The sequence below is a fragment of the Paenibacillus lignilyticus genome, assembly GCF_017942085.1.
In the GTDB taxonomy this organism is placed as follows: domain Bacteria; phylum Bacillota; class Bacilli; order Paenibacillales; family Paenibacillaceae; genus Paenibacillus_Z; species Paenibacillus_Z lignilyticus.
The window spans coordinates 17018-40661 of sequence record NZ_JAGKSP010000020.1; the positions used below are offsets into that span (position 1 = coordinate 17018).

General features: G+C 53.2%; 25 protein-coding genes. 3 read left to right on the forward strand and 22 right to left on the reverse strand.

The features are described from left to right. Positions 1–70 precede the first annotated feature (70 nt). The 8 genes from I8J30_RS28220 to I8J30_RS28255 form a co-directional block, all read right to left on the reverse strand. On the reverse strand, positions 71–1402 hold the full coding sequence (locus tag I8J30_RS28220) for an ABC transporter permease (protein ID WP_210663834.1): 1332 nt from the start codon (positions 1400–1402) through the stop codon (positions 71–73). After that, positions 1395–2297: an ABC transporter ATP-binding protein gene (locus tag I8J30_RS28225; protein WP_210663835.1), complete on the reverse strand. Its 903-nt coding sequence runs from the start codon at positions 2295–2297 to the stop codon at positions 1395–1397. Before I8J30_RS28225 ends, I8J30_RS28220 begins: the two co-directional genes overlap by 8 nt. A gap of 3 nt (positions 2298–2300) precedes the next feature. After that, positions 2301–3203: an ABC transporter ATP-binding protein gene (locus I8J30_RS28230; RefSeq protein ID WP_210663836.1), complete on the reverse strand. Its 903-nt coding sequence runs from the start codon at positions 3201–3203 to the stop codon at positions 2301–2303. Then, the gene (locus I8J30_RS28235) at positions 3196–3627 is read right to left on the reverse strand and encodes a GntR family transcriptional regulator (protein ID WP_210663837.1); all 432 of its coding nucleotides are present in this window, start codon (positions 3625–3627) and stop codon (positions 3196–3198) included. Before I8J30_RS28235 ends, I8J30_RS28230 begins: the two co-directional genes overlap by 8 nt. A gap of 29 nt (positions 3628–3656) precedes the next feature. After that, positions 3657–4376 carry a hypothetical protein gene (locus tag I8J30_RS28240; protein ID WP_210663838.1) on the reverse strand — a complete coding sequence of 240 codons (720 nt, stop codon included), beginning with the start codon at positions 4374–4376 and terminating at the stop codon, positions 3657–3659. Between the two features lie 352 nt (positions 4377–4728). Then, positions 4729–5433 carry a M24 family metallopeptidase gene (locus I8J30_RS28245; protein ID WP_276316194.1) on the reverse strand — a complete coding sequence of 235 codons (705 nt, stop codon included), beginning with the start codon at positions 5431–5433 and terminating at the stop codon, positions 4729–4731. A gap of 21 nt (positions 5434–5454) precedes the next feature. Then, positions 5455–5673, reverse strand: a complete 219-nt coding sequence (locus I8J30_RS28250; protein ID WP_210663840.1) for a hypothetical protein — start codon at positions 5671–5673, stop codon at positions 5455–5457. A gap of 82 nt (positions 5674–5755) precedes the next feature. Continuing rightward, complete coding sequence (locus tag I8J30_RS28255; protein WP_210663841.1) at positions 5756–6118, reverse strand: hypothetical protein; 363 nt, start codon at positions 6116–6118, stop codon at positions 5756–5758. 109 nt (positions 6119–6227) lie between these two features. On the opposite strand from I8J30_RS28255, the gene I8J30_RS28260 reads away from it, so the two are divergent. Both I8J30_RS28260 and I8J30_RS28265 read left to right on the forward strand, forming a co-directional pair. Then, complete coding sequence (locus I8J30_RS28260; protein WP_210663842.1) at positions 6228–7838, forward strand: alpha-amylase family protein; 1611 nt, start codon at positions 6228–6230, stop codon at positions 7836–7838. 136 nt (positions 7839–7974) lie between these two features. Then, positions 7975–8337 (forward strand): hypothetical protein, encoded by a 363-nt coding sequence (locus I8J30_RS28265; RefSeq protein WP_210663843.1) that lies wholly within the window; start codon positions 7975–7977, stop codon positions 8335–8337. A 55-nt stretch (positions 8338–8392) separates the two neighbouring features. Here the strand turns inward: I8J30_RS28265 and I8J30_RS28270 are convergent, their stop codons facing one another. Both I8J30_RS28270 and I8J30_RS28275 read right to left on the reverse strand, forming a co-directional pair. Further along, on the reverse strand, positions 8393–9922 hold the full coding sequence (locus I8J30_RS28270; protein WP_210663844.1) for a (Fe-S)-binding protein: 1530 nt from the start codon (positions 9920–9922) through the stop codon (positions 8393–8395). Beyond that, positions 9915–11330, reverse strand: a complete 1416-nt coding sequence (locus tag I8J30_RS28275; RefSeq protein ID WP_210663845.1) for an FAD-linked oxidase C-terminal domain-containing protein — start codon at positions 11328–11330, stop codon at positions 9915–9917. Before I8J30_RS28275 ends, I8J30_RS28270 begins: the two co-directional genes overlap by 8 nt. 147 nt (positions 11331–11477) lie before the next feature. Here I8J30_RS28275 and I8J30_RS28280 point away from each other — a divergent pair, with 147 nt between their 5' ends. Continuing rightward, the gene (locus I8J30_RS28280; protein ID WP_210663846.1) at positions 11478–12194 is read left to right on the forward strand and encodes a FadR/GntR family transcriptional regulator; all 717 of its coding nucleotides are present in this window, start codon (positions 11478–11480) and stop codon (positions 12192–12194) included. A 59-nt stretch (positions 12195–12253) separates the two neighbouring features. Here the strand turns inward: I8J30_RS28280 and I8J30_RS28285 are convergent, their stop codons facing one another. From I8J30_RS28285 to coxB, 12 genes are all read right to left on the reverse strand, one after another. Further along, on the reverse strand, positions 12254–12808 hold the full coding sequence (locus I8J30_RS28285) for a D-lyxose/D-mannose family sugar isomerase (protein ID WP_210663847.1): 555 nt from the start codon (positions 12806–12808) through the stop codon (positions 12254–12256). Positions 12809–12816: 8 nt separating this feature from the next. Then, the gene (locus I8J30_RS28290) at positions 12817–14085 is read right to left on the reverse strand and encodes a carbohydrate kinase family protein (protein ID WP_240548445.1); all 1269 of its coding nucleotides are present in this window, start codon (positions 14083–14085) and stop codon (positions 12817–12819) included. A 2-nt stretch (positions 14086–14087) separates the two neighbouring features. Further along, positions 14088–15248, reverse strand: a complete 1161-nt coding sequence (locus I8J30_RS28295) for a Gfo/Idh/MocA family protein (RefSeq protein ID WP_210663848.1) — start codon at positions 15246–15248, stop codon at positions 14088–14090. 1 nt (position 15249) lies between these two features. Then, a complete protein-coding gene (locus I8J30_RS28300) occupies positions 15250–16098 on the reverse strand; it encodes a class I fructose-bisphosphate aldolase (RefSeq protein ID WP_240548446.1) in 849 nt (282 codons plus the stop codon). A gap of 122 nt (positions 16099–16220) precedes the next feature. Beyond that, complete coding sequence (locus tag I8J30_RS28305; RefSeq protein WP_210663849.1) at positions 16221–16976, reverse strand: DeoR/GlpR family DNA-binding transcription regulator; 756 nt, start codon at positions 16974–16976, stop codon at positions 16221–16223. Between the two features lie 28 nt (positions 16977–17004). Continuing rightward, complete coding sequence (locus tag I8J30_RS28310; RefSeq protein WP_210663850.1) at positions 17005–18045, reverse strand: aldose 1-epimerase family protein; 1041 nt, start codon at positions 18043–18045, stop codon at positions 17005–17007. Positions 18046–18181: 136 nt separating this feature from the next. Continuing rightward, on the reverse strand, positions 18182–18646 hold the full coding sequence (locus tag I8J30_RS28315; protein WP_210663851.1) for a DUF420 domain-containing protein: 465 nt from the start codon (positions 18644–18646) through the stop codon (positions 18182–18184). Between the two features lie 39 nt (positions 18647–18685). Further along, positions 18686–19585: a cytochrome c oxidase assembly factor CtaG gene (gene ctaG, locus I8J30_RS28320; RefSeq protein ID WP_210663852.1), complete on the reverse strand. Its 900-nt coding sequence runs from the start codon at positions 19583–19585 to the stop codon at positions 18686–18688. A gap of 85 nt (positions 19586–19670) precedes the next feature. Beyond that, on the reverse strand, positions 19671–19985 hold the full coding sequence (locus I8J30_RS28325; RefSeq protein ID WP_210663853.1) for a cytochrome C oxidase subunit IV family protein: 315 nt from the start codon (positions 19983–19985) through the stop codon (positions 19671–19673). A gap of 3 nt (positions 19986–19988) precedes the next feature. Beyond that, positions 19989–20609: a cytochrome (ubi)quinol oxidase subunit III gene (locus I8J30_RS28330; protein WP_091225347.1), complete on the reverse strand. Its 621-nt coding sequence runs from the start codon at positions 20607–20609 to the stop codon at positions 19989–19991. Continuing rightward, entirely contained in the window at positions 20606–22459 is a 1854-nt protein-coding gene (gene ctaD / locus I8J30_RS28335) for a cytochrome c oxidase subunit I (RefSeq protein ID WP_177246164.1), read from the reverse strand. Before ctaD ends, I8J30_RS28330 begins: the two co-directional genes overlap by 4 nt. Positions 22460–22527: 68 nt before the next feature. Then, a complete protein-coding gene (coxB, locus tag I8J30_RS28340; RefSeq protein WP_210663854.1) occupies positions 22528–23571 on the reverse strand; it encodes a cytochrome c oxidase subunit II in 1044 nt (347 codons plus the stop codon). Positions 23572–23644: the final 73 nt, after the last annotated feature.

Here is a 23644-nt window from a genome sequence, read left to right on the forward strand (position 1 = left end):
GAAAGAGGACCACTGAACTATCAGCGGTCCTCTCTGTGTGTGTGTGTGTGTGTGAGTTAGTTTAACGAACTTACTTATAAGCACGCATCGCTTTGAACAGCTCTTTCATCGACGGCTTCTTGCCATACATCAGCACGCCTGCGCGATAAATCTTCGCGGACAACCAGCCTGCTACCAGAATGGAAGCCAGCAGCGTCGCGATCGACAGCCATACTTGCCATAGCGGCGGATCGGACAGTCCGAGCCGGGTGACCATGGCATAAGGGGAGACGAACGGAATGAACGAGCACACCTTCATGAGCATCGAGCCCGGACTGTTCATGCCTCCGAAGATGCAGATGTAGAACCCGGCGAGCGACAGCATCGTAATCGGCAGCACGGCCTGGCCCAGATCCTCCGTACGGCTGACTATGGAGCCGACTGCCGCGAAGAGTGTAGCAAACAAGAAGTAACCGGTAAAGAAGAACACCAGCGCGTAGGTAACCAGAACCGGATCGATTTCGCTCAGCGAAATACCGAGATCACCGAGTTTATCGATATTTTGCGGCAGCGTCATGTTGATCACTATGACTGCGATATACAGCGCCAACTGCAGCAGAACGATGAGAAACATCCCGAAAATTTTGCCGAACATCGCTTTCAGCGGCGAGACGCTCGTGATGAGAATCTCCATGACGCGCGAGCTCTTCTCCGCGGTAATCTCGCTTGCAATCATTTGGCCGCTGATCATAATCGCCATGAACAGCATGATAATGATCACGTACACCGTCAAGAAGTCTATTCCCTGCTGTTCCTTCGTTTTCCCCGAACCGATCGAACCGGCGCCTTCCACCGTGGAAATTTGCACCGTATCGAGCTCAATCGGCTTCGTCAGGAGCGCCTTCACTTCGTCGCTCAGCCCGCCTCCGCCAATGACCGCTTCCATCTTAACCACTTGAAGCGCGGCGGTCAGCGAATCCGATACCTTCGATTCCATCAAGCTCTCGGACTTATACGTAATGGCAGGAAAGTCGCTTTCCTTGCCCGGCGAAAATTCGATATAACCATGTATGACATCATCGGCAACCGCCTGCTTCAATGCCTTCTCGTTCGCTTCCGCAGAACCCGCATCAGCAATGGGCACCAGCTTCAGCTCAGGCTTCTCCTGTTTCCCGTAATACGTATTCAGCATATCGGCAATCCGCGTGGAGGTGAACAGCTCCGACTTGGCTTTCTCACTCGAGCTGTCCAAGTAGCCCACCGCAGTCGGCTTCCCTTCGCCGCTGAATTGCGAGATCAAATACGGTAGATTGATGACAATACTGATGATGACTGCAATGATAAGTGTCGTGACGAGAAAGGCTTTCCCTCTCAGCTTATTCTTTGCCGTAAAACCGACAACTGTCCAGAAACCGTTATTCATGGCTCTCACCTACCGTCTTAATAAAGATTTCATTGAGCGTGGGTTCCAAGATTTCAAAACGATGCACGCCGGTTTGCGCCATAGCCAGCTCCAACACCGGGCGACCTGCCGCTTCATCATGGATCAGCAGCTCATACCCATACTCATGACGCTTCACCTTCATGACGCCGCCAACCGCTTCAAGGCCGGAAACGTCGCCGTCCGTTGACAGAATGATGCGCTCCCGCGGAAACTTCTTCTTAATCGCTTTCAAATTGCCTTGCAGAACCGTGTTTGATTTATGCAGGATCGTAATGTTGCGGCACAGCTCCTCGACATGCTCCATCCGATGCGTCGAGAACAAGATACATGAACCGGCATCGCGCAATTCCTTCACCGTCGACTTGAGCAGCTCCACATTGACCGGATCCAATCCGCTGAACGCTTCATCCATAATGACGATGCGCGGCTGATGGATGACAGCAGCGATGAATTGGATCTTCTGCTGATTTCCTTTGGACAGCTCCTCTACCTTCTTGTTGTAGTACTCCGGCACGCAGAACCGATCCAGCCAGCGCTTCAGGTTCTGGTCGGCATCCCGCTTGGACATCCCGCGCAGCTGGGCCAGATAGAGGATCTGATCGCTCACTTTCACTTTCGGATACAAGCCGCGCTCCTCCGGCAGGTAGCCAAGTCCCTTCAGCTGCTCTTTCCCGTAAGCTTTGCCATCATATCGAATGCTGCCGGAATCCGGGTAGATTAGGCCGAGCACCATGCGCATCGTCGTTGTTTTGCCTGCACCGTTGGCGCCAAGCAGTCCGTAAATCTCCCCCGGCGCAACCTCGAGGCTAATGCCATTCACAGCCGTCTTATCTCCATACTGCTTATAAACCTGTTCAATCGACAACGCATTCATCTTCTACAAAACTCCTCTCGCATGTTCGATATGATGCAGCAAAATCTCATCGAGCTCCAGCTTCTGCTTGCTGATTAATGCCAGCTTCTGTTCGGCCAGCCATCGTTCTGCCTGCAGCGCATCCTCAGTTACCACCTTGTAGGTCGTTCCCCCCGAGATGCTCGCCGCATGGCGGTAACCGGGCATCTGCTTCCAATTGATACCGACTCCGGCAGCTTCGATGTACATCACCTGCCATGAATTAAGCAAGGTATCTTTCTCATAAAACCCGAGTACCTTACCCTGCACCACAAATACGATATAGTCGGCAAGCCGCCTGACTTCATCGACGATATGGGATGCCATGACAATGGTCCGATTCCCTTGCTCCATATAACGATGCAGCACGTCGATCATCGTTTTCCAAGCGATCGGATCCAGACCCGAGGAAGGTTCATCGAGCAGCAGCAGGTCCGGATGATGCGCCATCATGAGCGATAGATCGAATTTCCGGCGCATCCCCTTAGACATCTTGCCGAGCTTAATCGCCGGGTCTACCTCGAACCTCCTCAGCAGCTCCTGATACAGATGAACATCCCACTTCGGGTACCACTGCCGAACGAAATCCGTTTTCTGATTCCCGCGCAGCCCATCCTCCAGATCGACCGGTTGCTCCGGCATATAACCGATTCGCGCCTTCAGCTTCGTATCGTTGCTCGATCCGACGGGCTCGCCCAGCAGCTCCATCCCCCCGGAATTCGGCTTGGCCAGATCCAGCAGCAGTCGGAAGAGCGAGCTCTTCCCCGAACCGTTGGGACCCACGATTGCCGTCACGTATCCGCTCGGAATGACCAGATCGATGGGACCAAGCTCGAAATTCGGTCTGCGCTGCGTCATTCCGGTAATCCTAACAGCAGCATCACTCATCCTTGTCCGCCTCCCCGCCCTGAAGTAATGCCGTGCTTCCTTCTCGCTTTCGGCGCAGCACGTCTTGCAGCATGCCAATCAACTCTTCATCGCTGAAATGTACCCGAAGCCCCGCTTCCGCCGCCTGCTCCATCGCTTCCATAACCGCGGTTCGCCGCTGGCGATCCCTTGAATCCGTATCTACCTTCGCGACAAAAGTACCCGTTCCCTGCCGCGTGCGAAGCAGTCCTTCATTCTCTAAATCCTGATACACCCGCCGAACGGTTATAACGCTGCACTTGGTCAGCTGCGCCAACTCTCGTATGGATGGAAGCAGCGTACCTTCCGGCAATTGACCGCTGACAATGAATGCACGAAGCTGCACCTCAATCTGATGGTATAACGGCTCCGCGCTATGTTCATTCAGCTGAATGGGAATCCACACCGTCCACACCTTCTCTCGCATTCATTACGCTATTCCAGCAAATTGCGTTTCGTATTTCGCTTCCGAATCAGCACGCCCATCAATGTGGATACGGCGAATCCCATGAGCACCGACAGAATCGGCCAAAGGATGGCATGATCGCGGGACGCCTCGATGGTTCTGTACATCAGATGCGTATCCGCCAGCCACAGCACAAGGCCGATTGCAGCGTATAACAGCAAGTAACCGCAGCAAATCAGAAAATAAATTTTCCCTCTGAAGGTCTGTTCAAAGAAGATATAAGTTGAACCCGCCGTCATGGCATAGCCATACCAGATGAATGCGAAGAAGACATACTCTCCGGGCGACATCAGCTCGCGAAGCTCATTTAAGGCGACATATTGTAAAGTGAAGAAATACAGCTCAACAATGGTCAATACAATAACAAACTGCAGCAGCCTTGCCATAATGATCGTATTCCAGCTGATCGGCATCGCGCGCAGGTAAGCATTATTTCGCGTAAACGGATCTCTTCCCCAGTAATGCAGCACACTTCGGTTCATCAGAAACCCCATCGTAGGCAGAATGGACAAATAGACGAAATCACTTCCCCACCCAGTGCCCGCGCCTCCATCTTCAAGCAAATCGTTAAACAAAGGCATCATCATAACGACCATATAGCTAGCGATTATTATCGTAAGCAGCAGTCCCAACCAAGAACGGCTTCCTTCAAAACGTAGCAATCTCCATGCGCCTTGCCAGCTCGTCATTCCAGCTCGCCTCCTGCTCTATATACTGTGTATATTCATATATACAGTATACTCAGTCGAGTGCACAGCTGTCAATGACATCCAGCTTTAAGATATTATAAAGTTGTGGCGCCACCGCGGCGTTGGCATGGCTTGGCCCGCTCAAGCTTGCAAAGAATGCAATGATGCCTCCCGGACGTCAATTCTAATCCCCGACACGACACGACACGACACGACCCTACTCCTACTCCCACTCCGGCCCAGAATTCATTCGGGCATACCAAATGTTGCCGTTTCTGCAACATTACCGAGGAATAGTGTTCTAATCTCAGTTCCATATAATAGCAAAGGCGGCTTTAACAGCCGCCTCTTCTCATAGGCAAGCAAGCTTGCCATTGTCAAAATAGTAGATATCCTCCCGCTTGAATCCATATTCGCCATGTTTCCGGCTGATATGAGGTTCGAAGGTAAACAGCCTCGCTTCGCCGAGCTTCATCGTGTTTCCTTGCTCGAAGTATTTTCGATCGTCTCTATGAAACGCAATCGTATGGCCCACATTGCCGGCAAAATCCAGATTCTCGTAGCCATGCCGACGCAGCATCTCATTGCTATATTGATAGGCCTGCTCAAACGTCTTGTCCGGCTTCGCATAGTCGATAAACGCCTCATGCAGTGCGATTCCCATTCGGACCCCGCCGGCAAAATCGCTGTCGCAAACCCGCAGCTCCCGCTCCTCCATCACCCTGCCGTCACGGACTACAAAAGTTCGAGCATGATCGCCCCAATAGGTGCGATATTCCGGGCTGAGGTCGACAGTCACAATGTCATCGCGGCCAACAGCAGAATCGGACGGCTCATAACTTCTCCCGGACTCGGAGATAAGCGTACGCTTACCGACGTGGACGAAGGCGCCGATCCCATAATACCAGATGGTTTCAATGCCTCTGTTCCGCATGAAGTCCTCGGCTCTGCCCGCGATGTCGCGCTCCGTTATGCCTTCACGGATAAAAGTCTGTAAGTCATTCATTGTTGCTCTTGCGATCGATTGAACGTGAAGGTAATCGGACAAGTGCTCCATGCGCAGACTAACCTACTTTCTTTACGATCTCTTCTTCTTGTACCTCCATAAGCCGATAATGCCAACAACCAGTAAGCCCGCGGGATAAATTAACCGAAGAATCAGCACTCTTAGAACGGCGGCATCGTCCGGCCCGTTGCCCACCGGACCAACCCGTGGCCTGTACACATCCCAATACGCGAGTATCGCTAAACAAATCATGATACACGCTGCAGCAATTGCGAACACGTAACGCTTCAACCACCTTCACTCCCTATCGCTAATCAGGTTACTCCATTATAAGAAACCATCCTCTCGCTTGTAAACAATTGGAAGGCGAAGTTTATTTTTGGCCCGGCTTCTCGTTCAACTGATTTACGATTCGAATAATCTCCTCCTGCTCTTTCAACTTCGCGGCAATGTCATAGTAAATATCGCTGAGCTGCGGCGGAGATTCCCCGTCATTATAAACACCCGAGAAGCTTCCCAGCTGCTCTTCCTTTACGCTGCGAATGGGAGGAAGCTTCGCGACTTCTCGTTTCAAAATAAAACGAAGCAGCAATGCCGACACGAGCATTACCGTTCCTGATTTCCATGAATCCGTAAACCCCAGTACCAACATGGCGAACAGAATCGCAGGGTAGATGAAAAGCAGCGTAAAGAGGAGGATCAGAAGTTTGGTCAGGAGAGACTTGAACGCTTCCATACTTTCCACCTCTGCCTCGGTTGTTAGTTATGTGTATGCCTCGAGGGGTTATCCATATTAGAATAGATCTATAAAACGATTCCTATAAGGAGGCATTATTCTGACTACTATGATTTTGTCAGGCGAACCAAGCGCAATCGTCATCCGAACGGAAGAAAAGTGGCACACGCTATCACGCTCTGGAGCGGATCGCTGGGAAACGGCCGGACTGGCACTGACGATGGAGCGCAAAGGGAATGTAATCTCGCTTGAGCTGGAAGCACCCGTACTGCCCGTACGCACAATCAAACTGCGCTGGAACGAAGCACCGGCAGGTAATCTGCTTATTCTCGGCGATCACTGGGAGCGCGGCTATGGAGATTTGGAATGGCGGGGTATTGTTCCGGAGCGCGTCATGCCTTGGTATTTTCTCACTCACGACGGGCTGCGCACGGCCGGATATGGCGTAAAAACAGGCGCTAACTCGCTCTGCTACTGGCAGCTTGATTCGGATGGAATCACGTTCACTGCCGATGTCACGAGCGGCAGCGGGGGCGTATGTTTGGGTGAGCGCACACTTGCCGTGGCTCATATCATTTACGATCCGGGCACGCTGAGCGAGACGCCTTTCGCTGCTGCAAGACGTTTCTGCGCGATGATGTGCGACAATCCGCTAATGCCGAAGCAGCCTGTATATGGCGGGAATAACTGGTACTACGCTTACGGGGAAAGCTCGCATAGGGAGATTTTGGAGGATTCGCGCTTTATTTCTTCCTTGTCTTCGAACAAGCTCAATCGTCCGTATATGGTTATTGACGATGGCTGGCAGTCAGCCAAAGATCATGGGGGCACCTGTAATGGCGGACCTTGGATCGGCAACAGTAAGTTCCCTGATATGGAACGGCTCGCCGGTGAAATGAAAGAGATCGGCGTGAAGCCCGGCCTCTGGTTCCGCCCCCTCCTGACGACGGAGAACGTGCCCGCGCAATGGATTCGCTATAAGGAATCATCAACAGGAAGCAGCGTGCTCGACCCTAGTATGCCGGACGTACTGGCCCATATACGCGAATCGGTAGAACGAATGGTAGGCTATGGTTTTGATATGCTGAAGCATGATTTCACGACATACGATATGCTCGGGCAATGGGGTTTCACGATGAAATCCAAGCCGCATGCATTGCCTTATGCTTTTCATGACCGTTCCAAGACTACCGCCGAGATTACGCTCGCGCTGTATCGGACAATTGCCGAAGCCTCCGGGCAGGCGGACGTTATCGGCTGCAACACCTTCAGCCACCTCTCCGCGGGACTGTTCGAAATTCAGCGAACCGGCGACGATACCAGCGGCCGCTGGTGGGAGAGAACTCGTTACATGGGCGTGAACACGATGGCTTTTCGCATGGCGCAGCATGGCACCTTCTACAGCCACGACGCGGATTGCCTCGGCTTAACGAAGGATGTGCCTTGGGCGTACAATCGGGAATGGCTGCGCCTGCTTGCCGGCAGCGGCACGCCGCTGTTCGTCTCGGCCGATCCGGCCATCGTCACGAAGGAGCAGGAGCTCGCGCTGCGCGCCGCTTTCGAGCTGGCGGCCGAGCCGCTGCCGGTTGGCGAGCCGCTGGATTGGCTGCGCACGACATGCCCGAGCCGTTGGAAGCTCGCCGGTGAAGAAACTTCGTTCCAATGGAACGAGGTTTCCGCGGAGCTGCTGGATGAGAAGGATAACGGTTGGTGGGTATAGCCGCAATTATAAACGCAAGCCCCTGATCCTGATCAGGGGCTTGTTTTCTATTAGTTAGCCAGCTATCTATAACCAAACTTGTCTCACTGCCATATAGTAACTAGTAATAGTCGCATCATATAAAGGAGGACGAGTTATGCCCATCTATGATTCCGGTCCAATCTGGAACGGCCAAGTTCCACAAATCACAAGCCTTGAGATTTGTGTGTTCAGCACCGACCGGCTGCCTGCCGCTGCGGCGATTGAAGTCTATCAAATCGTGCCGTCCGGCACCGGATCCGGTGAGAAAATCCCCTATGTCATGAAGCTGGTATCGCTAAATCCGATCGGAGAGCCTAACTCCAGCTATACGCTGGACAATGTATATGCAGGTGTCAATGTCTTCGGCGTTCGTATTGAGACAAGCGGAATCGGAGGCAGTAACGTTGCTTTTACCGTTGGAGTCACTTGGGACCATGTTCACGTCGAGGATTACTTCCTAATAGGCAGATGTGTGTGAGGTGAAAAACAGTCCGGGAGGTCAAACCCCCGGACTGTTTCTATATCTGGCTATTTCACTTACATATCCGCTCATGCAGAAAATCAACCAGATGCACGGCTTCCATCTTGCCGCCCATGCCATGCTTCTCGATACCGAGCTTCATCTGCAGCAGGCAGCCGGGATTGCTCGTGAGCAAGTAATGGGCATCCGTTCGTTGCACATGCTCCATTTTATGATCGAGAATTTGACCGGCCATGTCCGGCTGGGTCAAGTTATAGATTCCCGCCGAGCCGCAGCAGCGGTCCGCTTCGCGGAGCTCGATGAACTCCGCGTTCGCCACGCTGCGCATCAGCTTGCGCGGCGCTTCGGAGGAGCGCATCGCGTTGCGCAGATGGCAGGAATCCTGGTAGGTGATGCGGACCTTGTCCGCGGAGGCGAAGCTTACGCCGCCTCCTCCACAGGAGCCGCCACACCCGTCGGCTGCGGCTGTTTCGGCCGCCGCCTCGCTGACCGGGCCCGGCTTCGCGCCGCCGCTGCCGCAGCCCGGCTTCGCGCCGCCGCTGCCGCAGCTCGGCGCTGCGGCAGCCTTGCTCGTTGCCATAGCCTGCGTCGCCGCAGCCTGTAAGCGGCCGTGCTCCACGAGCAGCTTGCTCACATCAAGCGTGCGCTTCGCAAACCAAGCTGCGCCTTCCGCCCACTGCGGATCATCGTGCAGCAGGTGATCGTATTCCACCAGCAGCGCGCCGCATCCGCCGGCATTGGAAGCAATCCAATCGACCCCTGCGGATTGGAATGCCTTGATGTTGCGCTTGGCCAGCTCCTTCGCTCCTGCTTGCTCGCCGCTGTGCGCATGCAGAGCACCGCAGCAATTTTGCGTCTCCGGAATGACGACGTCGAAGCCCGCTTCATTCAGCAGTTCGACCGTATGCTTATTCGTTTCCGTGAACAAGACATCCATAATACAGCCGCGGAACAAGCCGACCGTGCCCACTCGCTCCCCTTTCGCCGGATGGCGGGAGCCGATTTGCTCGACTACGCCGCGATACGAGGCCTCCGGCAAGATGCGCTCCATCTGCCCCATATGAGCCGGGAACAGCTTCATGAGGCCGACGCCGCGAACGAGCTTGCGCAAGCCGGACTGCTGATAGATTTGCAGCGCGCCGCCGAGCAGCCGCATCCGTTTCTGATGGGGGAACATCCCCTCGAAGGCGGTTTTGCGTGCCAGCTTCACCCACCAGCGGTGGCTCGTCGTATGCTGCTCGATGGAATCGCGCGCCTGCTCCAGCAGCTGTCCGTATTTCACGTCCGCAGGACAAGCCGGCTCGCAAGCACGGCAGCCCAAACAGTGATTCATCTGCGTCTCGAATGCATAATCCGGATCCATAATGCCGTCCGCCACTGCCTTCATCAACGCAATCCGTCCACGCGGCGATTCCGCTTCAATGCCCGTTTCGCGGAAGGTTGGGCACGCCGGCAAACAGAAGCCGCAGCGCATGCAATTGGTAAGTTGATCATAGTCGAGCGTGCTCTTCAGCGTTGTCGCGAGCTCGCTGCACTTGCCGCCTTCCTTGGATTCAAGCAGGGAGACAAGGGAGTTAGCCATGGCCGAGCACCACCCTTTTGCGCGTTGATTTGGCGAACATTTTGCCCGGATTCAAGATGTTGTTCGGGTCGAAAGCCGTCTTGATCGCCCGCATAACTTCCATGCCGGCCGCGCCTACCTTCCACTCCAAGTAAGGTGCTTTCACAAGGCCAACGCCATGCTCACCCGTTATCGTGCCGCCAAGCGCGATTGCGGCCTCGAAGATTTCCTCGAAAGCCAGCTCCACGCGGTGAATTTCATCCTGATCGCGCGCGTCCGTCGTAGCTGTCGGATGCAGATTGCCGTCCCCGGCATGGCCGAACGTACAGATCGTCACGTTATGCCGCTCCGCAATCTCGTTGATCGCGAGCACCATCTCGGCGATCTTCGAGCGCGGCACCGTCGCATCCTCCAGAATCGTCGTCGGCCGCAGTCTCGCCAGCGCAGTGAACGCGCTTCGCCGCGCGGTCAGCAGCTTCAGCGCCTCCGCCTCGTTCTCCGCAATGGAGACGCGCTCCGCATTTTCGCTGCGGCAAATATCCGCGATCCGCGCGATGTCCCGCTCCACCATCTCCGGATCGCCATCCTGCTCGATGAGCAGGATCGCATCCATATCCAGCGGAAGCCCCAGCTTCGCGAAATCATCCACGACGCGAATCGTCGGATTATCCAGAAACTCCAGCGTCGCCGGAATAATGCGGTTCTCGATAATCTTCGAAACGGTCCGAGCCGCGCCATACAAATCCTTATACATCGCCAGCATCGTCTTCTTCGTCTTCGGCGGAGGAATCAGCTTCAGCGTAGCTTCCGTAATCACGGCAAGCGTTCCTTCCGAGCCGACCAGCAGCTTCGTCAGATCGTAACCGGCAACGTCTTTCATCAGCTTGCCGCCGGTGCGCAGGATCTCTCCGTTTGCCAGCACAGCTTCAAGGCCGATGACGTAATCCTTCGTCGTTCCGTATTTCAGGCCGCGAAGCCCGCCCGAGCACTCGGCAATATTGCCGCCGATCGTCGAAATCGCCATGCTGCTCGGGTCCGGCGGGTAGAACAGGCCAAGCTGCTCCACATGCGTAATAAACTGCTTCGTATTTAAGCCGGGCTGCACGGTAGCTGTGAGATTTTCGAGATCGACCTCCAGAATGCGATTCATCCGGTGCATCACCATGACGATTCCGCCTTGAACCGGCACGGTTCCGCCGCATAGATTCGTACCGGAGCCGCGGCTGACAACCGGGATGCGCTGCTCCTGCAGCAGCTTCAATATAGCCGACACCTGTGCCGTATTCTCGGGATAAATCACGCCATCCGGCAGCGATTGCAGCATCGGCGTCCCATCATAGGAATGAGTAATTAACGATTCCGGATCATCTTTGAACCACTGCTCGCCAACGATGGCGCGCAGCTTGATTGTGACCGTGTCTTGAAGCATGAAAGAGTTCCCCCTCGGCGATAAATAGATCAGGTCGTCTGATGACTTTGCTTTGAAAGAAGTATATCATAAGATGGAGAAATGTGACATCGATAAATAGCCGTCTTCCGTCATCATGAACATCAGCCGCTCAGGAGGTTTCTCCCTATGAATAGAATTGAACGCCCGCTTAAGAGCAATGAATGGGTTTCACGCGAGCTCTACGGCCGCATTACCTCCGGTGCCTTGCTCCCCGGTGACAAGCTTCCATCCGTTGTTGACCTCGCCGCCGAATACGGAGTCGGCCGCTCAACGATCCGCGAAGCGCTGAGCGCGCTCAAAGCAAAAGGCCTCCTTGACATTCGCCAAGGCGGCGGCACCTTTGTCAGAGCGCCCGAACCGGAGGCGCTTGAAGACGCCAACACCGCGCTCAAGGAAGACTGGCTCGATCGCGCAGACTCCTTGCTTCAACTGCTGGAAGTGCGCAAAGTGCTCGAAACCGGCTGCGCCTCGCTCGCCGCTAAGCATCGCAGCGCAGATGACCTTGCCGCCCTGCACGAGACGCTAAGGCAAATGGAGCAGCAGCTCGCGGACGAAGCATTCAGCGAGCAAGCAGACGTCCGCCTGCATGAGCAAATCGCAGCCGCGACCCATAACCCGATGCTCATCGAGCTCATGAAGTCACTTTCGCTGCGGCTCCATGAGAGTATGCGCGACACGCGTTCCCTCTGGTTCTATGCCGAACGCCAGTCAGCGCGCAGGCTGCTCGAAGAGCATATCGCCCTCGTTGAAGCGATCGAACAGCAGGATGGAGTACTTGCCTCCTCCCGCATGGAGATTCATCTAACCAAGGTCGAGCAGGTGCTGCGCGACAAAACCGGATAGCAGCGGCTACAACAAAACCGGTATCCCATCGCGGAGATACCGGCTTCCACTCTGCACGTCTATTGATCTTCTTCAATAACAGGAATACGGAGTACGTTCGGATCGGTGAAAATATCAAATTCATCGCGGCTTGTGCTGGAGAACTCCGACACGATCGCGCCTTCGCTGCCCGCTTGGAACCAATGCTTCGTGCCGGGGGAGATCGTATATTGCTCGCCCGGGTACAGCTCAATCTCGTGGAACACCGTATAATACGGCTCGCTGCCTGCCGGCACCGTCGCTTGGATCGCGGCAGACGGCTCTCCTTCAACATAGAGCCATACTTTGCCGAATCGGCAGCGGAAGGTTTCCAGCTTGCCCGAATCTGTGCCGACAGGCGGATGCAGATGTTCGGGGCAGGTTTGGCCGGCGAACAAGACCAGCTCCTTCGCGCAATAACGATCATTATTAATATAGGTGATGAGTTCGAGCCCTTGCGATTCCAAATTCTCCAGTCCGAACGTGGCGACTTCTATGTTGTCGCGTTCCTCCGCCGTCAATACTATTCCGACTTGACCAAATAACTCCGCCGTCCGCTGCTGCGCGGCCCGCACTTCGCTTCTCTTCACACTCATCCGCCTCCTTAGGATTCAGCCATTCGCGTTGTTGTCGTCGCTGCTTCCAACGGTCCGTACCAAACGCCTTCCTCAGCCCGACCGGCTGCTGACGAGGCGGCGACTACACGGCTCCAACCGGGCAACGTCAGCGTCACTTCTTTCCTTCCCCAGCCTGCCGCCATCCGCTGCTGCACGGCTTCCCATGCCGGAACGCCGCTCGTCGCATCCGCATGCTCCACGTTGCTGGCACCGACCGCAACCGCACCATTCAAGACCGCTTCCGGGCTGAGCCCCTTAAGCAATCCGGCAATAAATCCGGCAATCGTGCAGTCCCCCGCACCGGTTGTCCCCGCTACTTCAACCTCGAAGCAGGGGACAAGCAGCTCACGGTTCAGCCACGCTTCTACATCCGCAGGAGCGCCATTCCCCATCGCCGCCAGCTTCGTACGATTATCCGTTGTCCGCAAGTACAGGCCGTGCTCACCCAGCTTCAGCACCACTACGCTGACGCCAAGGTCAAGCAGCTCTTGCGACAGCTCTCTTAGAAGCGTTCCATCCGCAAAAGGCAGCAAGTCATTCGTATCATGGACAGCCAGCAGCCGGTCATACTCTTCACGCCGAAGCATATAAAGAATCTCCTCGAAGCTCGGCATGAACACGTCCACATGCGGCAGCGCTTTCACAAATACGCTGCGCCAGTCAGCTAATCCCGCAGGCGACTCCGGATCGGGTTTCGCCAAATCCAGCGATACCGTCAGTCCTGCTTCCTTCACGCGCGACAATAGCTCCGCCAGCTCCGTTCCGCCGTCCTCGTACATCTTGCGCATGAGCGGCGGGTAGCCAAAGTGAAACAAGCGCGCATCTCGCAATGCTTCGACAGGCAAATCATCGGCCGAGTACGTATCGTTAGCCCCCGTACAGTGGAGGAAGATCCGGTCGATATTCGGAGGACTGATCACGAGCGAATAGGACGTGTGCTCACCGGCGGCGACGATCATTCCACCTGCAAGCTCCTGGCCATACCCGCGCAGCACGTCCAGAATGGCCCCGCCGAACAGATCATCGCCGATCTTGCCCATCAGCTTGGTTCCTACACCGAGCCGGTGCAGCGCAAGCCCCGTGTTCGACACTGCCCCGCCGGTAGATATCACGGCTGCGCCAATATCCACCAGCTTCCCTGGGACGAGTATCGCCCCCATCCCGTCCTTCTTCGCTTGCATTGAAGGGATTACATCTAAGCAGATATGCCCTGCCACCACGACTTCGACATCTAAGTTTGCGCGTGCTGCGCTCAAGGTTAATCCCTCCAGTCGATCGTTACGGTTTCTCCGGTTCGCTGCGATTCAAGTGCCGCCGTAAATAAGAGGTGGCTGCCGCGCGCCTCTTCCGGGGTTGCACAGTAAAACGGCTGCCTCATCCCATCCTTGCCGCTGACAAGCTCATCGCAGAACGCCGCCCACATTTGCAATATCGAATCGGAAAACCCAAACTCGAAGATCCCGCCCGTAATCGTTCCGTAAGCCGACTTGTACGGCACATCCACCGTATGCCAGGCCTGCTGCTTACCCGGCGAATAAGGGAGCGACGATACTTGCTTCGGATTCTTGGTGCTGAATTCCGCGGACATCTCTGTTCCTTGAATGCGAATAAACCATGTATTCGCATGTCCGGGCGCAATTCGTTTCGTCGAAAGCACCATTGGAAACGTTTGATCATCCGTCTTCACGTCGCAGGCTAAGATTGCATTATCCCATGTTTCGCAAGGAACTTTGTCGCCTTTGCCATCGGGCCGCTCCGAAACAATTTTGCTCAGCAAGGCGCGCACGCTGCTCGGCTGCCAACCGAATCGCATCGGCAGATGAAGCACATGCATCCCCAGATCACCCATGCAACCATATTCGCCGTTGGTAGCGACGCGGCGTTTCCAATTGATCGGTTTCGTCGGATCGAGGTCGCTGGAATGCCAGAAGCCCGCTTCCACTTCGATGATTCGCCCGAATTTGCCTTCGTTTACCCATTGGATGATTTGATGTGCTCCCGGATAGAAGGGGAACTCCGATGAACAGCGAACAATCACCTCGGGATGTGCCACCAGCGCGGCATTGATGCGTGAATTCGCTTCTTTGTCGATGCCGAAAGGTTTCTCCCCAAGCAAATGCTTGCCCGCGGCAATAATGTCCACGTAAATTTGTGCATGTAAATTATGAGGAACCGCGCAATAAACAGCATCCACATCAGGGTCGGATAGCAGCAACTTGTAGTCCGAGTACACGCGCTCCACGCTTGGTACTTGGCGCTGAAACCACTCCGCCGCAGCCGGATTCGCATCACATACCGCCACAATGCGGGGTTCAAAATCAACGCCCTCCAGGTGCAGCCATCTTGCCGCCGCGCTGGCGAACTCCTTGCCCATCAAGCCGCAGCCGATGACGCCGAAACGAACGATAGGTCTGCTCATCCTACTTCGCACCCTCTCCGCCCAGAATGGCCAGCGCCTCGGATGCCGCAGCGCCATGATGCACGATCGACATCAACGCATTCGTCATACCTGCCGGATTCGGATGCTGAATGACATTACGGCCGTATACGATACCCGATGCGCCTTGGTTCATCAGCTCTACCGTACGGTTTACGATCTCTTGGTCGCTTGCCCGGCCGCCGCCGCGTACCAATACCGGAATACCGGAAGCTACCTCAATAACGCGGTGATATTCCGTTACATCATCACAAGGATCGGCTTTAATGACATCCGCCCCAAGCTCCACGCCTTGGCGGACGAGCGGCATGATCTTGTTAATGTCACCGTCTACCATGTAACCGCCTTTCGCCTCATTCGGGAGCATAACCAGCGGCTCTACCATCAGCGGCATGCCGTATTTCTCGCATTCGCTCTTAAGCAGCGAGATGTTCCGAACGCATTGATGATGCAGCTCCGGCTGACCCGGGAGCAGCAGCAGGTTCACGCATACCGCGACGGCATCAAGCGCAACCGCCTTCTCGATCGCGCGATCAATCAGCTCGCTAAACAAGAAACGCGGCAGCTCCGTTCCATAGATATTCGCCGCATCCGTACGCAGGACAAGACCGGGCTTCTTCTTGCCGGGAACCGCCTGCAGCCATTTCGCCTGGCCAATACTAAGCTGAATACAGTCCGGGTTTGCCTGCACGATCGTTTCAATCGCCTGCTTCATATTCTCAATGCCCGATAGGAAGGAAAATTCATTGAAAAAGCCGTGATCTACCGCTACGTCAAAACACTTTCCTTGCTCGCTAAACATCCGATTGAGACGTGGTGCTGCCGATGCCATATCTACCATTCCCCTCTGTTCTGTTGGAACAAATAATGTTCGTTTATAACATTATTCTATATGAGCTCCGGACTACTGTCTACACTAATGTTTAAAACAAACATGACGATGTTGCATGCCCACTAAGCCTCCAGCAATTGCACGCCATGCTCACGGCAGGCCTCAACCAGCGACTGTTCCGGCAGCCGATCGCAAATAACGCGGTGGACAGCGGACAGCGGAGCGAATGAGAACAGCTCCTTCGCCCCATATTTCGTATGGTCAACAACGACATTGACCTCAGTCGCTTGCACAATCGCCATCCGTTTGATTTCAGCCTCGTACATGTTGGAGTTGCTGAACCCATGTTTTGCCGTAATCCCTGTAGTGCCTAGGAATACGCGGTCAAACGCCATTTTCCCGATCGCCTCTACCGTTCCCGGACCTACTAATGTCGACGTCGTCTCCAGTGCCATACCGCCCGTGACAACTGTGGTGATCCCTCGTTCCAGCAGCTCGAGCGCTATATTCAGTGCATTCGTCACAACCGTGATGTTCATCCCCGGCTTCAAATGCCGCGCGACATAGAGCGTCGTAGTCCCCCCATCGATAAATATCGAATCGTTCTCGGTTACCAAAGCAGCTGCCGCTCGGCCGATTCGATTCTTCTCCTCGGTCATCACGACGGACCGATCCTGCAGCGCCACATCCTTCGATGCCAATATGGCACCGCCGAACGTCCGCTTCACGTAACCTGCCAGCTCCAGCTTCTCCAGATCGCGACGAATCGTCATCTCCGTTACACCGAATGTTTCCTTAAGTCCGGCTACCTTCACCTCGCCGCTGCTCTCCAGCATCCCGAGCAGCTGCTGCTGTCTCTCATTCATACTCATCGTCATCTGGCTCACTCGCCCTTCCGCGCTGCTCTTAGCTAATTGTCAATTCCAATTCATAGGCCAGTGATGCTCCAGGCTCCAGCATGACCAAGCTTCCCCGCTGCCGTTCCACCTCCATCCCTTCAACATCGCAGTTCGAAGGCTCTATGCCTAGGGCATGAACGCCGGCACCGGGCATTTTCCACTGCACCAGCTTCGGAAGGGTATCCGTATTCCAGCTCAGTTTAACGTCTATTGGAACAGAATGCGCTGCCGCAATCGGAAACTCCGGCTGATGGATCGTTACAGATGCTTTCCCTCCTGCATGCACGGACAGTTCATGATAATACACGCGCTCCGCATATTCCGGATCAGGCGCATCCCAGCTGTTGTAGCCCTCAACCGGAACTTCAGCTTCGCGCGGCACAACCTTTCCCCTATCCGGAAAATCAATCCGCGACTGCTCCGTCAGCAGCGGATAACCAAAATTCACATGATACAGCATCATATGCGGGCAAGCTTTAAAGCCCGCATTCTCAACGACGTCGCGGATCGTTACCCGATTCTCGCCAAGCCTGCACCTGATTTCGCGTCTCATCCGGAGATGACCGCCGAACATGGACGTTTCCTCCAGCGCACCAGCGATTCGCATTTCGTACTCGTCACCATCCCACCAGCCTTCGGCAACCACTTGCCTTGCGGGTGTATGATGAGCTCTGCCGTGCAAGCCATAAGAGCGGCCATCCACTTGACTCGGCGATCCCGCGCTAATCAAGCCGCAGGTCATCAGCAATCCACCTGATGCGGTGCGAAGCCAGCCTAATCCCTGATCATCATAATGAGAAGGATGTACGTCCCCATTCGCCGATTGCCAGGATAACGAGCCGCCTCCGTAAGATGCGGATGAGATATCCAGTCCTTTATCAGGCATCACATCAAACGATAGACCTGCTCCTGTTCGAACAGACAGCACTGATGAACCTGCTTCATTGCCTTCTGTCAGCGTCAGCCTGCGAATCCCGCCAATTTGCTCGATTCGTCCCACTCTGGCTTCTATTTCCCTGCGTGTATATTGTTGTCCGTGCAGCTGCATCTTTTCGCACACTCCTGTTCGAATCAAACATCATTTGTTCCTTATTCACATATTTTACTGGTTCACTCCCGGTCTGTAAACATAACAAAAAAGCGGTAAATCCCTATTAAGGATTTACCGCTTTGGCTCCGGCTACTTAACTGCCGAACAAAACGTCAAGTACCGGTTTCGTATGACCGCCCGGATACAATAAGTAAAGCAGCACATATACGGCGATGCCCGTAATGGCCGTACATAACCATACGACTGACGTAATGCGTCCCCATTTGCGATGCTTGGCGAACTTTTCCTTGAACGCAAGGGTAAGCGTCGTAAGACCGAACACGGCCCCAACCGTTGCAAGCACGATGTGAAAGAATAGGAAAGTCAGATAGTAGGGCTTAAGCTCATCCGAACCGCCCCAGTCCGTATTGCCAACGAATATGGTACGCGATACATAGATGATAAAGAAGAGCAGCGCTGAGATGGCGCCCGCAATCATCACTTTCTTGTGAGACTCAAGCCTTCTCTTAATTGCCAGGTTCCAGCCGATCGCAACAAGAATCGCGCTTAGTGCGATAAAGGAAGTACTGATAGTAGGTAGTAATGTGTAAAGTGACAAGGAGCATCCCGTCCATTCATGAAATATCAAACTTGCTAACTAGCTGAGCGCGCCACTGTCCGGCAATTCGTCGTCGGAATCGGCATGCTCTTTCCTATACCAATGGAAGAACACGTAGGCCAGGATAGCGCCGTACATGACTTCCTGTACGAGCTTCATGACGATTCCGCCAAGCTGCTGATCCTCGTTTTGACCCATTAAATTGAAGAAGGTTGGACCCTTAAAGTTGGCTAGCAGTGCGCTTGGATCGCCGGATACGCAGTACCCCATCGCTTGCGCCCATACTTCCGGGTCGTTATAAGTGGCATACATCGTATGGCTGGCGAAAATAATAAGAGCGCACGCAGGTGTAAGCAGCATGCCGCTTGCGAAGATGTACGCCATCTTCCGTACATCCGTTAGTCGGTTCCACTCCGGTACCGGACATGTAATTTGCCACCACATCATAAACGAAGTAACAAGTAATACCAAGTAATAGATTCGGTGGATCGTAAAATGCGTCATCACGTAATCATGTACAACCGGAACGTGATAGACGGAGAACAACATATTAAACAAAACCAGCGTAAAGATCGGATTCATCAGCGATCGATACTTCGACCAGAACGGTCTTGCGAATACATAACGCCATATATATCCTGGAATGCCGAGCAGCAGTAGCGGCGGAGCAATTAAATACGATAGTGACATATTCACCATATGGAACGTGAACATGAGATGTCCGAGCAAATTAAGCGGCCCGCCTTGTGCCAAATAATACAGCACCATACCGGTCACGAACCATGTTTTCTGCATTCCCCTGACACGAGGTTCATTGGGCGCATGTTTTTCCTTCCAAGGTCCAGCCAAGTAGAAATAGAGAATAACCAATGCTGTCATAAAGAAGAAAAACCACGGGCTCCATAACTCTTCAAAGCTGAAAAATTGCAATCCGAGCATGATGGTACCCCTTTCCATTCCAACCTACATTTACAACAAAAGAGGGGGCCAACTAGGACCTCCCTCTCTTCAATTTAGAACCGTATTACCACCAAGCCCAATATTCGGCCATGATGACAATCGTGAATACGACGAACACACCCATTAGAATACCGACGATCGGGAAAATATGACCGCGGTCTTTCATATGCATCCAGAAGCCCATTTGGATGAAAACTTGCACTAACGCCATCATAACAAGGCTGATGTAGATAAACGAAGTGTTAATCTCGCCTGCAGCTACCATTGCGAATGCAATGACAGTCAGCAGAATCGAGAAGATAAAAGCAATGATATGCTTCTTAGGACCTTCATGTTTATGGTGTTTCTTCTCTTCGGCAGCAGAATGTTGACCAGCCATTCGTTAGCCCACCTTTCCCATCAAGTACACGACGGTGAAGATGAATACCCACACAACGTCGATAAAGTGCCAGTACATGCCGGCAACATATATCTTAGGAGCAGTTACGACATTTAGACCTTTTTTGAAGATCTGCGCGATCAGAATCGAAATCCAGAGAACCCCGAACAATACGTGAGCACCGTGGAAGCCGACAAGCGTATAGAACGATGTACTGAATGCGCTGGTTGAGAACTTATGTCCTTCGTGAACGTAATGCGTGAACTCATAAATCTCCAGGCCCAAGAAAGCAAGACCGAAGAGAACGGTGATAATCAGCCAGTTAATCATCGACTTTACTTTGTTCGTGTGCATCGATTGAATCGCGAACACGCTAGTCAAGGAGGAAGTTAACAAGATGAACGTTGCGATTGCAACGGTTTTGAGATCGAACAACTCCATCGGAGTTGGGTTGCCGTCGCCGACTTGGTGGCGGAGTGCCAGGTACGCCGAGAACAGCGTACCGAACAATACCGTTTCACCGCCTAGGAACAGCCAGAAACCAAGAACTTTATTACGTCCCTCGAGGGTTGCTTTTTCCGGCTCATGAGGGAGTTGGCCGTCTACGTGTGTATGTCCGCTCATGCTTTAACCCCCTTATTCCCTTGAATCTCATCCACTTCGATATGGAAGCCATGATCGTCATACACCGAACGCAAGAACATGCATGCAAGTGTAATCAGCATTCCGAATATAGCGATAATGTGATGATTTAGAATATACGCCCAAGCGCCTGTACCGTAGTCGCCTTTCGCGTACATGAATCCAAGACCAGCGATGAACAAGCCGATTGACATAAAGAACGGAAGAATGGATGGTGAAGGCATGTGAATCGGACCAAGCGGCTCTGCCGGTACCATTTCTGTTTTGCCTTCCATTTTTTCTTTCCAATAAGCATCGTATCCGCGAACGAGCGGAGTTTGTGCAAAGTTGAATTCCGGTGCCGGAGAAGGAATCGTCCACTCCAGTGTACGGCCGTCTTCCCACGGGTCATTGCTTGCATTACGCGGTTTCATTGAAGTAATAACAATGTTAAGCAGGAAGATGATCGTACCGACACCCATTAGCATAGCGCCGATTGTACTGATCAAATTCAGGTTGTTGAAGCCGAGGCCGTCTAGGTAAGTCCATACACGACGCGGCATACCCATCAAACCAAGGAAATGCTGTACGAAGAATGTAAGGTGGAAGCCGATAAAGAATGTCCAGAACATGATTTTACCGAGTGTCTCGTTAAGCATGCGACCGAACATCTTAGGCCACCAGTAGTACAGACCTGCGAACAGACCCATGATCAAACCACCGACGATTACGTAGTGGAAATGGGCAACTACGAAGTATGAATCGTGATATTGGAAGTCAGCCGGTGCTGCTGCAAGCATAACGCCTGTTACGCCACCCATTACGAATGTCGGAACGAAGCCTACCGCGAACAGATTTGCCGTTGTGAAACGGATCGAACCGCCCCACATCGTGAATAGCCAGTTGAAGATTTTGATACCTGTCGGAACCGCGATCAACATGGTTGCAATGGAGAACAACGCGTTCGCTACCGGGCCAAGACCCGTTGTGAACATGTGATGCGCCCAAACCATGAAGCCCAAGAAACCGATCAAGACCGTTGCAAATACCATGGAGCTGTAACCGAACAACCGTTTACGCGAGAATACGCTGATGACTTCGGAGATAACCCCGAAAGCAGGCAGGATCAAGATGTAAACCTCAGGATGTCCGAAAATCCAGAAGATATGCTCCCATAGGACTGCATTACCGCCGTTAGTCGGTTCGAAGAAGTTACCGCTGAATACACGGTCAAACATCATCGCTACCAAACCAACTGTCAGTGCAGGGAAAGCGAACAAGATAAGCGCCGAAGTAATGAACGCAGACCATGTAAACATTGGCATACGCATGAAGCTCATTCCCGGTGCACGCATGTTAATAATTGTTGCCAAGAAGTTAATACCGCCAACCAACGTTCCGATACCGGCGATTTGAAGACCGATAACATAATAATCGAGACCGTGCGTAGTACTATAAGTCGATGTCGAAAGTGGTGCGTATGCTGTCCACCCTGCATCCGGCGCGCCGCCGGCAAACCAGCTGACGTTTAGCAGAACGCCACCTGCAAAGAATGTCCAGAAACCAATTGCGTTAACGAATGGGAACGCAACGTCCCGTGCTCCGATTTGCAATGGTACGATCGCATTCATTAAGGCGAATATGATCGGCATCGCCGCAAGGAAGATCATTGTTGTACCGTGCATCGTCAGCAATTCGTTGAACGTATGCGCCGCTACGAAATCATTTAACGGCTTCCATAGCTGAATCCGAATCAGGAGTGCTTCCAATCCGCCAACCAGGAAGAAGAATCCGCCCGATATCAGATACAGAATGCCGATTTTTTTATGGTCAACGGTCGTCAGCCAATCCATCAGGCCACTATACCGTTTAACCGCATGTCCGTGAGCCAAAGTAGGTACCTCCTTCATTCCGTAAGTAATTAATATTCTAGCTTCAAGCCTGCCAGGTATTTCGAGATGGCATCGACTTGCTCTTTGGTGAGATCAACCTTAGGCATCAATGTGCCTGGTTTTACTTCTTGTGGATTAGTCAGCCATCTCTTCAGGTTCTCTTCAACCGTACCTTCGTTCGCGTATTGCGCTTGGTCCGTGTTAACCAGAATACCCGCTACCGATTGACGGCTTCCGATGCCTGTCAGGTTCGGATAGATTTGACCGCCGTTACCACCAATAGCGTGGCAAGACAAGCATTGTTTATTGAGCAGTTCCGCAATTTCCTGATTCTCAGGAAGCGCAACCGGATTCTTCATAGCCGCTACCCAGCGTTCAAATGAAGCGCGGTCTACAACCTTCACTTTGAAATCCATCAAGGAGTGAGAAGGTCCGCAGAGCTCGGCACATTTACCTAGGTAAACACCTGTCTTCGGTGCTTTAAAGTACATGATGTTCACGTTGCCGCCCGGATTGGTATCTGTTTTACCAGCTAGCGATGGAATCCAGAAGGAGTGAAGCACGTCCGCTGTTTTCGCTTCGATCGAGATAACCGCATCGTTTGGAATGAGCAGCTCTTGTGCAGTCTTCACACCAAGGTTCGGATATTCGAACTCCCACCAATATTGGTGAGCTGTAACTTTAACTTGAATTGCAGCAGGATCCTTCGTGTAGTCCTTTGCAAGTCCGAATACGGACTTAACCGTTGGAACACCGAGGATGATCAGCAGGATAATCGGAATGACTGTCCAAATAATCTCCAGCTTGTGGTTCCCTTCCACTTGTACAGGGATCGTTTTGTCGCCTGGACGGCGGCGATAGCGAATAATTACATAAACTGCAATAGCGAAAACGACTAGAACGACCCCGATCATGATCCAGATCGTTAATTTCATTAGTCCGTACTGTTCTTCGGCAACCGGCCCTTGCGGTCTAAGCGTCGACAAGTCAGCTCGTCCGCAAGCTGACAGCAGCAACACCATTCCGGCAAGAAGCGGCATTAGCCGTTTTAGAACGTGCCACCGATTCATCATCAATCAACCCCACTTTTTACGTTTTCGCAGCTGCCGTAGATGGCGCAAAAAGCGGCTGTGCTGCGTGAAATCC

Excerpts from the sequence above, each read along its gene's own strand:
- I8J30_RS28300 (WP_240548446.1), bottom strand. The coding sequence starts at position 16,098 with ATGGCATCGGCAGCACCACGTCTCAATCGGATGTTTAGCGAGCAAGGA.
- ctaD (WP_177246164.1), bottom strand. The coding sequence starts at position 22,459 with ATGGATTGGCTGACGACCGTTGACCATAAAAAAATCGGCATTCTGTAT.
- I8J30_RS28305 (WP_210663849.1), bottom strand. The coding sequence starts at position 16,976 with ATGACGATGAGTATGAATGAGAGACAGCAGCAGCTGCTCGGGATGCTG.
- I8J30_RS28260 (WP_210663842.1), top strand. The coding sequence starts at position 6,228 with ATGATTTTGTCAGGCGAACCAAGCGCAATCGTCATCCGAACGGAAGAA.
- I8J30_RS28270 (WP_210663844.1), bottom strand. The coding sequence starts at position 9,922 with ATGGCTAACTCCCTTGTCTCCCTGCTTGAATCCAAGGAAGGCGGCAAG.
- I8J30_RS28325 (WP_210663853.1), bottom strand. The coding sequence starts at position 19,985 with ATGGCTGGTCAACATTCTGCTGCCGAAGAGAAGAAACACCATAAACAT.
- I8J30_RS28230 (WP_210663836.1), bottom strand. The coding sequence starts at position 3,203 with ATGAGTGATGCTGCTGTTAGGATTACCGGAATGACGCAGCGCAGACCG.
- coxB (WP_210663854.1), bottom strand. The coding sequence starts at position 23,571 with ATGATGAATCGGTGGCACGTTCTAAAACGGCTAATGCCGCTTCTTGCC.
- I8J30_RS28240 (WP_210663838.1), bottom strand. The coding sequence starts at position 4,376 with ATGACGAGCTGGCAAGGCGCATGGAGATTGCTACGTTTTGAAGGAAGC.
- I8J30_RS28280 (WP_210663846.1), top strand. The coding sequence starts at position 11,478 with ATGAATAGAATTGAACGCCCGCTTAAGAGCAATGAATGGGTTTCACGC.
- I8J30_RS28310 (WP_210663850.1), bottom strand. The coding sequence starts at position 18,045 with ATGCAGCTGCACGGACAACAATATACACGCAGGGAAATAGAAGCCAGA.
- I8J30_RS28285 (WP_210663847.1), bottom strand. The coding sequence starts at position 12,808 with ATGAGTGTGAAGAGAAGCGAAGTGCGGGCCGCGCAGCAGCGGACGGCG.
- ctaG (WP_210663852.1), bottom strand. The coding sequence starts at position 19,585 with ATGCTCGGATTGCAATTTTTCAGCTTTGAAGAGTTATGGAGCCCGTGG.
- I8J30_RS28245 (WP_276316194.1), bottom strand. The coding sequence starts at position 5,433 with ATGGAGCACTTGTCCGATTACCTTCACGTTCAATCGATCGCAAGAGCA.
- I8J30_RS28330 (WP_091225347.1), bottom strand. The coding sequence starts at position 20,609 with ATGAGCGGACATACACACGTAGACGGCCAACTCCCTCATGAGCCGGAA.
- I8J30_RS28225 (WP_210663835.1), bottom strand. The coding sequence starts at position 2,297 with ATGAATGCGTTGTCGATTGAACAGGTTTATAAGCAGTATGGAGATAAG.
- I8J30_RS28220 (WP_210663834.1), bottom strand. The coding sequence starts at position 1,402 with ATGAATAACGGTTTCTGGACAGTTGTCGGTTTTACGGCAAAGAATAAG.
- I8J30_RS28255 (WP_210663841.1), bottom strand. The coding sequence starts at position 6,118 with ATGGAAGCGTTCAAGTCTCTCCTGACCAAACTTCTGATCCTCCTCTTT.
- I8J30_RS28265 (WP_210663843.1), top strand. The coding sequence starts at position 7,975 with ATGCCCATCTATGATTCCGGTCCAATCTGGAACGGCCAAGTTCCACAA.
- I8J30_RS28295 (WP_210663848.1), bottom strand. The coding sequence starts at position 15,248 with ATGAGCAGACCTATCGTTCGTTTCGGCGTCATCGGCTGCGGCTTGATG.
- I8J30_RS28275 (WP_210663845.1), bottom strand. The coding sequence starts at position 11,330 with ATGCTTCAAGACACGGTCACAATCAAGCTGCGCGCCATCGTTGGCGAG.